Here is a 14,057-nt window from a genome sequence, read left to right on the forward strand (position 1 = left end):
GGCCTGATGCCCTCACCCTGACCCTCTCCCACGGGGAGAGGGTACAAACACTAAAAACGGCAACCTCAGGGTTGCCGTTTTGCTGTTAACCTCGCAGGGCATTCTTCGCTAAACGCGCGTCTTCCGCCTGACAGGCCGCTGCGGTGAACAGCACGTCGGTAGAGGAGTTCAGCGCGGTTTCGCAGGAGTCCTGCAGCACGCCGATGATGAAGCCGACGGCCACAACCTGCATGGCGATCTCGTTCGGGATGCCGAACATATTGCACGCCAGCGGGATCAGCAGCAGCGAACCGCCCGCCACGCCGGATGCGCCACAGGCACACAGCGACGCCACCACGCTCAGCAGCAGCGCCGTTGGCAGATCCACAGGAATACCCAGCGTATGCACTGCCGCCAGGGTCAGCACGGTGATGGTGATCGCCGCACCCGCCATGTTCACGGTCGCACCCAGCGGGATCGACACGGAATAGGTATCGCGATCCAGGTTCAGCTTCTCCGCCAGCGCCATGTTGACCGGAATGTTTGCCGCCGAGCTGCGGGTGAAGAAGGCGTATACGCCGCTCTCGCGCAGGCAGGTGAGCACCAGCGGATACGGGTTACGGCGGATCTGCCAGAACACCAGCAGCGGGTTGATCACCAGCGCCACCAGCAGCATACAGCCGACCAGCACTATCAGCAGCTGCGCGTAGCCCCACAGCGCGTCAAAGCCGGTTGTGGCCAGGGTAGACGACACCAGGCCGAAGATACCGATGGGCGCAAAGCGAATCACGACCTTAACGATAAAGGTCACGGCGTTGGACATGTCGTTGACCAGGTTTTTCGTCGTTTCGTTGCCGTGACGCAGGGCGAAGCCCAGGCCGATCGCCCACACCAGGATGCCAATGTAGTTGGCATTCAGCAGGGCATCAATGGGGTTCGTAACCATGCTCATCAGCAGGCCGCGCAGCACTTCCACAATGCCTGAAGGCGGCGTGACGTCGCCCGCCGCAGAGGTCAGATGTAGCGTGGAGGGGAAGAGGAAGCTAAAGACCACTGCGGTCAGCGCAGCAGAAAACGTGCCCAGCAGATATAAAAAGAGAATCGGGCGAATGTTGGTTTTTTGTCCGTGTTGGTGATTGGCGATAGAAGCCATGACCAGCATCAGTACCAGCACCGGCGCAACGGCCTTCAGCGCGCCCACGAAAAGCGTTCCGAGAAGCCCCGTCGCTTCCGCGGCAGGTTTTGACACCAGCGCCAGCAGAATACCCAGAACCAGACCTACCAGGATTTGTTTAACCAGGCTACCCTGCGTCAGACGCGCAAGCAGGCCCTTAGATTGTGTGCTCATACTAAATTCCTAAGTGAAATTGTGTTCCATCCTGGATGTGCTCTAAGTCACATTTATTTCAGGATGTAAATATTTGTTTGCCTGGTTGAGTATCAAGGAAAGCGGGGAAAGGCGGAAGAGTAAAATGCTGGATTTTACGTGTCACATCATATTTTTTAACTATTGAGTCACAAAAGTGTGTTAACCCTCTCCCCTTTGAGGAGAGGGTTAGGGTGAGGGGATTACTCCGCCTGCTGCTTTTTATCGTGCTGGCGGTTAACCCAGGTATTGATAACCAGCGTCACCAGCAGAATGCCGAACACCACGCCAAGCGAAATGGCGATCGGGATGTGGTAGAAATCCACGATCAGCATCTTGATACCGATAAACACCAGGATCACCGACAGACCGTACTTCAGCATCGAGAAGCGCTCTGCCGCGCCTGCCAGCAGGAAGTACATCGCACGCAGGCCGAGGATCGCAAACAGGTTAGAGGTCAGCACGATGAACGGATCAGTCGTCACCGCGAAGATTGCCGGGATGCTGTCTACCGCGAAAATCACGTCGCTCAGCTCGACCAGAATCAGCACCAGCAGCAGCGGGGTAGCAAACAGCAGGCCGTTCTTACGCACGAAGAAGTGCTCGCTCTCGATCTTGTCCGTCATGCGCAGATGACCACGGATCCACTTCACCAGCGGCTTATCACCGATACCGGTATCGTCTTCTTTCGCCAGCGCCATTTTGACCCCGGTAAACAGCAGGAACGCGCCGAACACGTACAGCAGCCATTCGAACTGGGTAATTAGCCAGCTGCCGGCGAAGATCATGATGGTACGCAGGACAATGGCACCCAGCACGCCGTAGACCAGCACGCGGCGCTGCAGGGCTGCAGGCACAGCAAAGTAGCTGAACAGCATCAGCCAGACGAAGACGTTATCAACCGCCAGGGCTTTTTCAATCAGATAACCGGTGAGGAAGGCGAGCGCCTGAGGATCGGCCACCGCACGGCCTTCAGTCGAGGCCAGATACCACCAGAAGGCGGCGCAAAAGAGGAGCGAGAGGGTAACCCAGACCAGCGACCAGACGGCGGCCTGCTTAACGCTCATGCCGTGCTCGCCGCGACGACCCTGCAAAAAGAGGTCGATCGCCAGCATGATGAGCACGACAACCGCGAATCCGCCCCACAGCATTGGAGTGCCGACAGAATGCATACTATTTTCCTTACACATAAAAAACAAAAACGGCCATGGTCAGAAGACGATAGCCGTTAGCTTTTTATGCATAGACCTCGCCTTCCGGCAAGGTCTCACTTACAACCACGAAGGTTGCCCGGCGACCGGATGCATATTTAACGCATCGTAATGACGATCCACCGGCGAAGAAGTTACTCCCCTTTGCAGGTAACAAAATATGTCAGACCATCGGTTTCGTCAATGGCCTGCGCCGTTTCATTACACAGCTTTACGCGATCGCTTCCGCGCCTATGCCGTCTGCCGGGAACACCACGCCGGTCTGGCGGCGGATCTCGGTTTGCAGCTTCGCCGTGGTGCGGCTAACCGCAAGGCCTGGGTGATTCACTTCGTTGTCTTCCACCAGACGGGCGAAGACCTCTGCCTCATAGAGCATAGTGTTAATATGCTGAGGCTGCGTCAGTTCCTGCGCTTTGCCGCCGCGCGGCACGAAGCTCACCTTCTGGCATTCGGAGATCTTCTCGATGACCAGCGACCCGGCTTCGCCCTGAATTTCGCTCGGCAACACGGAATCGCTCACCTTGGAGTGCTGCAGCGTGACGCTGAAATCACCGTAATCCAGCACCACCAAACCGTGTGCATCCACGCCGCTCTCCAGCAGGCTGGCGGTGGCCGTAACGCCGTGCGGCTCGCCCCACAGCGCTACGGCAGAGGCCAGGCAGTAAAAACCGATATCCATAATCGAGCCGTTTGAGAAGGCCGGGTTAAAGGTATTCGGATTCTCGCCGTCCAGATAGCGCTGATAGCGCGACGAATACTGGCAGTAGTTGATAAAGGCTTTGCGCACTTTGCCAATTTTCGGCAGGGACTGCTGCAGCAGAAGGAAATTCGGCAGGCTGGCGGTTTTGAACGCTTCGAACAGCACCACCTGGTTTTCGCGGGCAAGCGCAATGGCCGCTTCCACTTCCTCAATATTCGAGGCCAGCGGCTTCTCGCAAATTACGTGCTTTTTGTGGCCGAGAAACAGCGCCGTTTGCGGGAAGTGCAGGGAGTTCGGGCTGGCGATATAGACCGCGTCAATGGCGTCGCTTTGCGCCATTTCATCCAGGGAGGTGAAGAGATGCTCGACGAGGTAGTCGTTAGCAAAGCTCTGCGCCTGCTCAAGGCTGCGGGAATAGACTGCGGTGAGTTTAAGTTTGCCGGTTTCGTGGGCGGCGTCGACGAACTGGCGCGTGATCCAGTTCGTTCCAATGACTGCGAAACGTATCATAAACGTTTACGTACTCCGTAGCGGGGAACCTTTAGCCACTGTAGCACGGGATTATTGCAAAACCAGTGCGCTATTCCGCATTACCATTTAACGATAAATGCGTAAGCCACAGGCGGGTATCAAACTCCAGCTGGTGATACTGCGGCTCCATGTGGCAGCACAGGGAATAGAACGCTTTGTCGTGCTCTTTCTCTTTCAGGTGCGCCAGCTCATGCACCACGATCATCCGCAGAAAGGCTTCCGGCGCGTTACGGAAAACCGTCGCCACGCGGATCTCCGCCTTAGCCTTTAGCTTGCCGCCCTGCACGCGGGAGATGGCGGTGTGCAGGCCGAGCGCGTTTTTCAGCACGTGGATCTTGTTGTCGTACATCACCTTGTTGATCGGCGGCGCGCTCTTCAGATACCGGCTTTTCAGATCCTGCGTATACTGCCAGAGGGCCTTATCGGTCGCGAAATCGTGCGTGCCGGGATAGCGTTTTTCCAGCACCGCGCCGAGCTTCTGCTCGGCAATCAGGCTGCGAACCTGGGAAAGTAAATGCTCCGGATAGCCCTGGAGATAAGTAAGTTGGTTCATCAAAAGCCCAAATTAATGCGAAAACGGGTATACTCACGCACCCTTTTCAGGGATACGCCAAATTTTACCATTCAGGAGGGCCGATGAGCCACTTAGACAACGGTTTCCGTTCACTCAACCTTAAACGTTTCCCGGAAACGGACGACGTAAACCCGCTTCAGGCGTGGGAAGCGGCAGATGAATATCTGCTGCAGCAGTTGGATGAGACTGAAATCCGCGGCCCGGTTCTGATCCTGAATGACGCGTTTGGTGCCCTGGGCTGCGCCCTGGCAGAGCACACGCCGTACAGCATCGGCGATTCCTACTTAAGCGAGCTGGCGACGCGTGAAAACCTGCGCCATAACGACATCGACGAGTCCAGCGTGAAGTTCCTCGACAGCACCGCGGACTACCCGCAGGCGCCGGGCGTGGTGCTGATCAAAGTGCCCAAAACCATGGCGCTGCTGGAGCAGCAGCTGCGCGCGCTGCGTAAAGTCGTCACGCCGGAAACCCGCATCATTGCGGGTGCCAAAGCGCGCGATATTCACACGTCGACGCTGGAGCTGTTCGAGAAGGTCCTCGGCCCGACCACTACCACGCTTGCCTGGAAAAAAGCGCGCCTGATCAACTGCATCTTCAGCGCACCTGAGCTGGCCGACGCGCCGGAGACGCTGAGCTGGAAACTGGAAGGCACCGACTGGACCATCCATAACCATGCGAACGTTTTCTCCCGCACCGGGCTGGATATTGGGGCGCGTTTCTTTATGGAGCACCTGCCGGAAAACCTGGAAGGGGAGATTGTCGATCTGGGCTGCGGCAACGGCGTGATTGGCCTGACGCTGCTGGCGAAGAATCCGGAAGCCAGCGTGGTGTTCAGCGACGAGTCGCCGATGGCGGTGGCCTCCAGCCGTCTGAACGTGGAAATCAACATGCCGGAAGCGGTGGATCGCTGCGAATTTATGATCAACAACGCGCTCTCCGGCGTTGAGCCTTTCCGCTTCAACGCCGTGTTCTGCAACCCGCCGTTCCACCAGAAGCACGCCCTGACGGATAACGTCGCATGGGAGATGTTCCACCACGCGCGCCGCTGCCTGAAAATCAACGGCGAGCTGTATATCGTGGCGAACCGCCACCTGGACTACTTCCACAAGCTGAAAAAGATTTTCGGCAACTGCGTCACCATTGCGACCAATAACAAGTTTGTGGTGCTGAAAGCGGTGAAGCTGGGGCGTCGTCGCTAAATAACCAGTGCAAGCTGGGTGCCCTGCGCAATCGCCCGCCGCGCATCCAGCTCCATCGCCACGTCGCACCCGCCGATCAAATGCACCGTTTTACCCGCTTCGCGCAGCGGATCGGCCAGATCGCGCTTTGGCTCCTGTCCGGCGCACAAAATCACATGATCCACGCGCAGCAGCTGCGGTTCACCACCGATCAGCACATGCAGCCCGTCGTCGTCGATCTTCTGGTAGCTCACCGCCGGGATCATCTTCACTCCGCGCGAGAGCAGGGTGGCGCGGTGGATCCAGCCCGTGGTTTTGCCCAGCCCTTCACCCGGCTTGCTGGCCTTACGCTGGAGCATCACGATCTGGCGCGGGCTTTTCGGCAGCTGCGGCCCTTCCGGCCGTAATCCGCCGGACTGGCTCAGGCTGGTATCAATGCCCCATTCTACGCAAAACTCGGCGATGTTCTGGCTGGTGGCCTCGCCCGGCTGGCTTAAATACATCGCGGTATCAAAGCCGATCCCGCCGCAGCCGATAATCGCCACCTTCTCGCCAACGGGCGCTTTGTCATGCAATACGTCCAGATAGCTCAACACCTTCGGATGATCGATACCCTCGATTGCAGGCGTGCGCGGTGCGATCCCGCTCGCGAGGATCACCTCGTCGAAACCGAGCAGATCCGCCGCGCTGACAAGCTGGTTAAGCCGCAGATCAACACCCGTCAGATCGATCATCCGGCGGTAGTAGCGCAGGGTTTCATAGAACTCCTCTTTGCCGGGGATCTGTTTGGCGATATTAAACTGCCCGCCGATCTCCGCCAGCGCATCAAACAGCGTCACGCTGTGCCCGCGCGAGGCGGCATTCACCGCAAACGCCAGCCCAGCGGGGCCAGCGCCCACCACGGCCAGGCGTTTTTTATTGACCGTCGCAACCACCGGCATTTTGGTTTCATGGCAGGCGCGGGGGTTCACCAGGCATGAGGTGACTTTGCCGGCGAAGATCTGATCCAGACAGGCCTGGTTACAGCCGATGCAGGTGTTGATCTCATCCGCACGGCCGCTTTGCGCTTTGGAGAGCAGTTCGGCATCCGCGAGGAACGGACGCGCCATCGAGACCATATCGGCGTCGCCGCGTGAGATCACATCGTCCGCCACTTGCGGGTCGTTAATGCGATTCGTCGTTACCAGCGGAACGGAGACTTTGCCCTTCAGCTTGCGCGTTACCCAGCTGAACGCCGCGCGCGGCACCGGTGTGGCAATGGTCGGGATGCGCGCTTCGTGCCAGCCAATCCCGGTGTTGATGATGGTGGCACCTGCGGCTTCAATCGCCTGCGCCAGCTGCACGGTTTCGTCGAACGTGCCGCCGCCCTCTACCAGGTCGAGCATCGACAGGCGGAAGATAATAATAAAGTCCGCGCCCGCACGTTCGCGCACCGCGCGCACCACTTCCACGGCAAAGCGCATCCGACGGGTATAGTCGCCACCCCATTCGTCATCGCGCTGGTTGGTGCGTGCGGCGAGGAATTCGTTAATCAGATAGCCTTCAGAGCCCATCACCTCTACGCCGTCGTAGCCCGCCTCACGCGCCAGCGCGGCGCAGCGGGCAAAATCGTCGATCAGCGCCAGGATCTCGTCGTGGCTGAGGGCGTGAGGGGTAAAGCGGTTAATCGGCGCCTGAATAGCCGATGGCGCAACCAGCTTTGGCTGATAGCTGTAGCGCCCGGTATGCAGAATTTGCAGGGCGATTTTGCCGCCTTCGTTATGCACCGCGTCCGTGACAATGCGGTGATGCGGCAGCTGTGTCGCATCATTCAGGACTGCGCCGCCCTCCATCGTCACGCCTGAAGGGGCAGGGGCTACGCCGCCGGTGACAATCAGCGCCACCCCGTGGCGGGCGCGTTCGGCATAGAAGGCTGCCAGGCGCTCGGCTCCGTCCGGACGCTCTTCCAGCCCGGTGTGCATCGAGCCCATCAGCACGCGGTTTTTGAGGGTGGTAAACCCCAGATCGAGGGGGGCGAATAGCGACGGGTAGCGGCTCATAGTCTCTTCCAGTGTAAAATTATTGTTATGTGGTCGGATGAGTTACTAATTTAGCCAGCGGCAGCAGAAAGGTAAAAGCGGGATCGAATGATTGTGATAGATCTCAAAGAACTTCCCCGGTGGCGCTACGCTTACCGGGCCTACAAAACCCCAGGACGGATAAGCGCAGCGCCATCCGGCGTTATTTACGGCGTCGCTGCCCGCGCTAACCCCGGCGCCTGCCACATCGATGTGGTCAGCCCGTTGTCCACCAGCCCGAGCTGATCCGCGTACACCGCCTGCCACTTCTCCATCATGCTGTCGTACAGCTCCCGGTGCTGCGGGTTTGGCGTAAACTCGCGGCTCCACTTCACCCGCCGCTCGCCCGTCGAGGCCATATCCGCAAACATCCCCGCGCCCGTTCCGGCGGCAATGGCGCAGCCGAGCGCCGTTGCCTCTTTGACTTCCGGCACGCGCACCGGCAGGCCGGTGACGTCGCTTAAAATCTGGCTCCACAGGGCGCCCTTTGCGCCGCCGCCCGCAAACACCAGGCTGTCAAACGTCACGCCGGAGAAGCGCGAAATCTGCGTCAGGTTACAGGCCGAGACGATTGCCGCGTTCTCCTCCAGGGCGCGGAACAGCGTCGCTTTGTTGCACTTTTCCGGGTCGATAGAGAGGTTAATAAACGACGGCGCGGCGTGGTACCACTGCTTGAAATGCATCGCGTCGGAGAAGATTGGCATTACGCCGTGGGAGCCAGCGGGTACGCGGCCCGCCATCTCTTCCAGCAGGGAATAGGTGTCCATCCCCATCCGCTCGGCAATCAGCTTTTCCTCAGCGCAAAAGGCGTCGCGGAACCAGCGCATGGTCAGCCCTGTAAAGAAGCTGATCGACTCCGCCTGTGCCATGCCGGGGATAACGTGCGGGTTTACGCGGATGTTCATCTCAGGATCGGTGCGCACCTGCGGCAGGTTAACCACCTGCTGCCAGAAGGTGCCGCCCAGCACCGCCGTTTGTCCGGCGCGGACCACGCCCAACCCAAGGCAGCCCAGCTGCACGTCGCCGCCGCCCATCACTACCGGCGTGCCCTCGCGTAAACCGCTCTGCTGTGCGGCTTCTTTCGTGATGGCCCCCAGCACGGTGCCGGTCTCTTTTACCGGCGAGAGAATATCGGCGCGCAGCCCGGCCATGTCGAGCAGCGCCGGACGCCAGTCGCGTGAAAAGAGATCCAGCATGCCGGTGGTGCCCGCGTTAGACGGATCGACCGCCAGCTCGCCGGAGAGCTTTGCAGCCAGCCAGTCGCTGATCATGGTGATGGTCGCGGCCTTGCGGTAGATGTCCGGACGGTGATGCGCCAGCCAGAGCAGGCGCGGCATGGCGCTAAGGGCAAGCGTCTGGCCGGAAACGTCATACACTTCGGATTCAAAACGGTAGTCGTGGATCTCTTTGAGTTCAGCCACCTCGCGGCTGGCGCGGGCGTCGACGTTGGCGCAGGCCCAGATGGCCTCGCCGCTGCGGTCGTACAGCACGATCCCTTCGCGCATCGAACAGCAGGCGACGGACTGAATATCCGCCGCGGTCAGATTCGCGCGCGACAGCGCCTGATGAATGCACCGGCAGGCCAGCTGCCAGTTGGTGTCGAGGTCAAACTCCATTGAGCCCGGCACGTTCTCCACGCTCAGGTGCTTCCACTCGGCCTGGCCGACGGCAATCTGGTTGCCCTGTAAATCGAAAATCACGGCGCGAACGCTGCCTGTCCCTGCATCTAACGCTAAAAGGTAACTCATGAGCTTGCCTCGCTATTAGCGCAGGGCGACTCTTATTCGGCCAGAGCCAGCACCGCGCGGGCTGTCGTCTCTTCCGTCACCAGGCCATTAATACGGCGACCTTTCAGTGCGGCATAAATCGCATCGGCTTTCTCTTCCCCTCCGGCTACGCCAACGATGGTGGGCAGCTGCGCCAGCTCATCAAGCGAGACGCCGAGTAATTCTTTGTGGATCTCCAGCTCCTCGACGCATTCCCCTTCGGCATTGAGGAAATAGCCGAGAATGTCGCCCACCGCCCCTTTGCGGGCGTACATCAGCTGTTCACCTTCGCTGATATAGCCGGAGCGCAGTATCGTCGCGTCACGGCGCTGGTTCACGGAACCAATGCCGACCACCGCCACGTCAGCGGCGGTCGCGGCGAGGATCACGTCCCGCACGCTGGTTTCGCGCTTTAAGATCCCGGCCACTTCGGCGGATGAGACGCGAAGCGGGGCGGGGATCATGCTGACGCTACAGGCCGCATCCAGCTGGCCGATACCGGTCATATACGGCCCTACGCCGCCGGAAAGCGTCACCAGGCGGATCTGCTGCGAGCTGATAAAGCCGCTTAAGTGTTGCAGGCTGCTCATGGTGGTTTCACCGAACCCCACCGCCAGCAGCTGGCCGGGCTCCAGCACGCCCATCAGCGACTGCGCCGCGCCAATGCCCAGCCGCACGTTCATCGGCGGGGTATTTAGGGCAGGCATCACGCGCACCAGCTTCATGCCAAAGCGCTGCTGTAGCTCGGTTTCCAGCGACAGGCAGCCCTCGTAGCGGGAGTTGATCTGCACGCGGATCACCCCCGACTGGCGGCCTTTCTCCAGCAGGCGGGAGATCTTCAGGCGCGGCAGACCGAGCCGTTCGCCGATATCATTCTGGGTCAGCCCGTCGTGGTAGTAGCACCAGGCGACGCGCGCCACCAGCTCCTCTTCCGCCAGCGCCAGCCCGGCAAACCGTCCTTCTTCCGCAGTGCGTTTATCGCTCATAATTGAACTCTTATAAAAATTTAGATCATATGTTCGTAATGGCGCGGCGTGAAAATGTGAGCCACGCGGCAAAACGGATCTTTTAGATCGTTTCTGGTTAATCTGAATCTCAATCGATAAAATTGTGATCCCTGCACGGTTGTAAATATAGTTCACCGTCTACGCTTTTGAACATTATTAAATCTAAAAATCATTTGTTCAATAGCGGAGCGATGATGACACCACTTCTCAACGCGCGAAATATCAGCAAGCAGTTCTCAGGCGTACCGGTCTTAAAAGGCATTGATTTCACGCTGCTTGCGGGGCAGGTGCACGCGCTGATGGGCGGTAACGGCGCGGGAAAATCGACGCTAATGAAGATCATCGCCGGGGTAGAAACGCCGGATAGCGGTGAACTTTCGGTTGCGGGCGAGTCTTTTGCACGGCTTACCCCGGCGCAGGCGCATCGGTTAGGCATTTATCTGGTGCCGCAGGAGCCTCTGCTTTTCCCCAACCTGACCGTGAGGGAAAACATCCTGTTCCGCCTGCCGCGCGAGCGCGATCGGGAAAAGCGGCTGGCGGAGAAACTCCAGCAGCTGCAATGTCAGCTTAACCTTGATGCAACGGCCAGCACCCTGGAAGTGGCGGACCAGCAGATGGTGGAGATCCTGCGCGGGCTGATGCGCAACGCCAGAATTTTGATCCTGGACGAGCCCACGGCCTCGCTGACGCCCGGTGAAACCGAACGGCTGTTTCGCCAGATCCGCGCCTTACAGGCGTTCGGCGTCGGGATTGTCTTTATCTCGCATAAGCTGCCGGAAATCCGCACGCTGTCGAGCCACGTTTCGGTGATGCGCGACGGCGCGGTGGTGCTCAGCGGCGAAACCGCCCAGTTTGACGACAGCGCCCTGATCGCCGCCATGACGCCGGTCAGCCGCGAGAAAGGCTTAAGCGATGCGCAAAAGCTGTGGCTGGCGCTGCCGGGCAATCGCCGCACCCAGCCGCAGGATTTTCCGGTGCTGCGCGTGGAAGATCTCACCGGAGAGGGCTTTATCGATCTCAGCCTGGAAATTTACGCCGGGGAGATCGTTGGCCTTGCCGGACTGGTCGGATCCGGGCGCACCGAGTTTGCCGAAACGCTCTACGGCCTGCGTCCCGTACGCGGCGGGCGGGTGTGGCTGGAGAGCCGGGAGATCACCTCCGATCCGGTGGGTTTACGTCTGGAAAAAGGGCTGGTTTATCTGCCGGAAGACAGGCAAGTGTCCGGCCTGTTTCTCGACGCGCCTGTCCGCTGGAACACGGTGGCGCTGAACGAGCCGTCGCTCTGGCAGCAGCGAAAGCGGGAGTCTGCGGTGGTGGAGCGCTATCACCGTGCGCTGGGGATCAAGCTCAATCATGCGGATCAAACCGTGCGCACGCTCTCCGGCGGCAACCAGCAGAAGGTGCTGCTGGCGCGCTGTCTGGAGGCCAATCCTTTGTTGCTGATCGTCGATGAGCCGACGCGCGGCGTCGACGTGTCGGCGCGCGCCGATATCTACCAGCTCATTAAAAGCGTGGCGGCGCAGAATGTTGCGGTGCTGATGATCTCAAGCGATCTCGATGAATTCCCCGGCCTCGCGGACCGCGTGCTGGTGATGCATCAGGGCGTACTCAGCGGCGAGCTGCCGCGCCACGCCGTCAGCCTCGACCGGATGATGGCGCTGGCGTTTGGAGGACAATCATGAAGATCTTACTCAAAAACCGCGAGCTGAGCGCGTTTCTTGCCATTCTGGCGCTGTTCGCCGTGCTGGTGGCGCTGAATCCGTCCTACTTCAGCCTGCAAACGCTGGGGATGATCTTCGCTAGCGCGCAGATCCTGATCCTGCTGGCCATCGGCGCGGCGCTGGTGATGCTGACCCGCAATATCGACGTCTCCGTGGGCTCAACCGTCGGGCTGTCCGCCATTGCCGTCGGCGTGGCGCTCAACGGCGGCTACAGCCTGCCCGTTTCCATTCTCTTCGCGCTGTCGATTGGCGCGCTGGCGGGGGCATTCAACGGTTTTCTGGTGGTGGGGCTGCGCATTCCGGCGATTGTCGCCACCCTCGGCACGCTGGGGCTGTACCGAGGAGCGATGCTGCTCTGGACGGGCGGAAAGTGGATTGAGGGGCTGCCGGCGGGGCTGAAATCTCTCTCCGGGCCTGCCGCCATCGGCATTTCGCCGCTCGGCGTGGGAGTGTTGATTCTCGTTGTCGTTGGCGCGTGGGGGCTATCGCGCACCGCGTTCGGGCGTAATTTTTACGCGGTGGGGGATAACCTCGCCGCCGCGCGCCAGCTGGGCGTGGCGGTGAACCGCACGCGCATGATCGCCTTCACCCTCAACGGCATGCTGGCGGCCTGCGCCGGGATTGTCTTTGCCGCGCAGATCGGCTTTGTGCCCAACCAGACCGGCAGCGGGCTGGAGATGAAGGCCATTGCCGCCTGCGTGCTCGGCGGTATTTCGCTGCTGGGCGGCACCGGCACGCTGGTAGGTGCGTTCCTCGGCGCGTTTTTCCTTACTCAAATCGACACCGTGCTGGTGCTGTTCAGGCTACCGGCGTGGTGGAATGACTTCATCGCCGGGCTGGTGCTGCTGGGCGTGCTGGTGCTCGACGGGCGGCTGCGCCAGGCGCTGTCACGCCATCAGCGGGCGCTGAAGTACGGCCGGTTCCAGCCTGGCAACAGAGGGGGAAAGCACGTCACCCCGTTTCCCAAACGCAACAAAGAGGTGGCGTAAATGAGGCTCAACTGGGAAAGCGCGCTGCTGATATTGCTGGTGCTGGAGATCCTGCTCTTCGGCGCCATTAACCCGCGCATGCTCGACGTTAACATGCTGCTGTTCAGCACCAGCGATTTCATCTGCATCGGCATCGTGGCGCTGCCGCTGACGCTGGTGATTATCAGCGGCGGGATCGACATTTCGCTGGGCTCCACCATCGGCCTGTGCGCCATCGCGCTGGGGGTGATGATGCAGGCGGGGTGGCCCATGACGATCGCCGTTCCGCTGACGCTGCTGCTTGGCCTGCTGTGTGGGCTGGTGAATGCGGCGCTGATCCACTACACCGGCATTAGCCCTTTAGTCATTACCCTCGGCACGCTCTACCTCTACGGCGGCGGCGCGCTGCTGCTCTCCGGCATGGCGGGGGCGACGGGTTACGAGGGCATCGGCGGCTTCCCGGACGGTTTTACCGCGTTCGCTAACCTCACGGTGCTGGGGCTGCCGATCCCGCTGGTGCTGTTCGCGGTGATTACCGCCTTCTTCTGGCTGATTACCCATCGCGGGCGCTTTGGCCGCCATCTGTTTTTAATCGGCCAGAATCCGCGCGCGGCGCGCTATGCGGCGCTGTCGGTGAACGGCATGCCCTACGCGCTGTACGGTCTGGTGGGCGTGGCGTCGGCGGTGGCCGCGCTGGTGATGGTCTCCTATTTCGGCTCTGCGCGTTCGGATCTGGGGCGCGATTTGCTGATGCCCGCACTCACCGCCGCCGTACTCGGCGGGGCAAATATTTACGGGGGTTCAGGGTCGGTGCTGGGTACGGCGCTGGCGGCGCTGCTGGTGGGGTATCTCCAGCAGGGATTACAGATGGTCGGCATCCCCAACCAGGTGTCGAGCGCGCTGTCTGGGGCGCTGCTGGTTGTGGTGGTGATGGGACGTTCGCTAAGTCTGCACCGCGAATGGGTGCGATCTCTCTTCAGAAAACTATCCGGAGCGTAA

Annotated in this window: 11 protein-coding genes; 4 read left to right on the top strand and 7 right to left on the bottom strand. The window is 60.2% G+C overall.

The annotated features are described in order from the left end of the window. Nucleotides 1-85 precede the first annotated feature (85 nt). From sstT to IM295_RS02600, 4 genes are all read right to left on the bottom strand, one after another. Nucleotides 86-1,327, bottom strand: coding sequence for a serine/threonine transporter SstT (sstT, locus tag IM295_RS02585; RefSeq protein ID WP_193066167.1), 1,242 nt, complete (start codon nucleotides 1,325-1,327; stop codon nucleotides 86-88). A gap of 221 nt (nucleotides 1,328-1,548) precedes the next feature. Beyond that, nucleotides 1,549-2,517: a TerC family protein gene (locus IM295_RS02590; protein ID WP_047367080.1), complete on the bottom strand. Its 969-nt coding sequence runs from the start codon at nucleotides 2,515-2,517 to the stop codon at nucleotides 1,549-1,551. A 250-nt stretch (nucleotides 2,518-2,767) separates the two neighbouring features. Further along, on the bottom strand, nucleotides 2,768-3,766 hold the full coding sequence (locus IM295_RS02595; protein ID WP_028014500.1) for a Gfo/Idh/MocA family protein: 999 nt from the start codon (nucleotides 3,764-3,766) through the stop codon (nucleotides 2,768-2,770). Between the two features lie 70 nt (nucleotides 3,767-3,836). Beyond that, complete coding sequence (locus IM295_RS02600; RefSeq protein WP_193066168.1) at nucleotides 3,837-4,340, bottom strand: YgjP-like metallopeptidase domain-containing protein; 504 nt, start codon at nucleotides 4,338-4,340, stop codon at nucleotides 3,837-3,839. 83 nt (nucleotides 4,341-4,423) lie between these two features. Between IM295_RS02600 and rlmG the strand changes: the two genes are divergently transcribed. Beyond that, nucleotides 4,424-5,560, top strand: coding sequence for a 23S rRNA (guanine(1835)-N(2))-methyltransferase RlmG (gene rlmG / locus IM295_RS02605; RefSeq protein WP_126300143.1), 1,137 nt, complete (start codon nucleotides 4,424-4,426; stop codon nucleotides 5,558-5,560). Here rlmG and IM295_RS02610 read toward each other — a convergent pair. From IM295_RS02610 to lsrR, 3 genes are all read right to left on the bottom strand, one after another. Continuing rightward, on the bottom strand, nucleotides 5,557-7,578 hold the full coding sequence (locus IM295_RS02610) for an NADPH-dependent 2,4-dienoyl-CoA reductase (protein WP_193066169.1): 2,022 nt from the start codon (nucleotides 7,576-7,578) through the stop codon (nucleotides 5,557-5,559). The genes rlmG and IM295_RS02610 overlap by 4 nt on opposite strands. 185 nt (nucleotides 7,579-7,763) lie before the next feature. Further along, entirely contained in the window at nucleotides 7,764-9,344 is a 1,581-nt protein-coding gene (gene lsrK, locus IM295_RS02615; protein ID WP_193066170.1) for an autoinducer-2 kinase, read from the bottom strand. 32 nt (nucleotides 9,345-9,376) lie between these two features. Further along, the gene (gene lsrR, locus IM295_RS02620; protein WP_193066171.1) at nucleotides 9,377-10,348 is read right to left on the bottom strand and encodes a transcriptional regulator LsrR; all 972 of its coding nucleotides are present in this window, start codon (nucleotides 10,346-10,348) and stop codon (nucleotides 9,377-9,379) included. Nucleotides 10,349-10,563: 215 nt separating this feature from the next. Between lsrR and lsrA the strand changes: the two genes are divergently transcribed. The 3 genes from lsrA to lsrD are packed head-to-tail and all read left to right on the top strand — an operon-like array spanning nucleotide 10,564 to nucleotide 14,057. Continuing rightward, nucleotides 10,564-12,051 carry an autoinducer 2 ABC transporter ATP-binding protein LsrA gene (gene lsrA, locus IM295_RS02625; protein WP_047367086.1) on the top strand — a complete coding sequence of 496 codons (1,488 nt, stop codon included), beginning with the start codon at nucleotides 10,564-10,566 and terminating at the stop codon, nucleotides 12,049-12,051. Then, nucleotides 12,048-13,079: an autoinducer 2 ABC transporter permease LsrC gene (lsrC, locus tag IM295_RS02630; protein ID WP_193066172.1), complete on the top strand. Its 1,032-nt coding sequence runs from the start codon at nucleotides 12,048-12,050 to the stop codon at nucleotides 13,077-13,079. Before lsrA ends, lsrC begins: the two co-directional genes overlap by 4 nt. After that, complete coding sequence (gene lsrD / locus IM295_RS02635; protein ID WP_047367088.1) at nucleotides 13,080-14,057, top strand: autoinducer 2 ABC transporter permease LsrD; 978 nt, start codon at nucleotides 13,080-13,082, stop codon at nucleotides 14,055-14,057.

Origin of the sequence: Enterobacter cloacae complex sp. P14RS, from assembly GCF_014895895.1 — a bacterium.
GTDB lineage: Bacteria > Pseudomonadota > Gammaproteobacteria > Enterobacterales > Enterobacteriaceae > Enterobacter > Enterobacter bugandensis.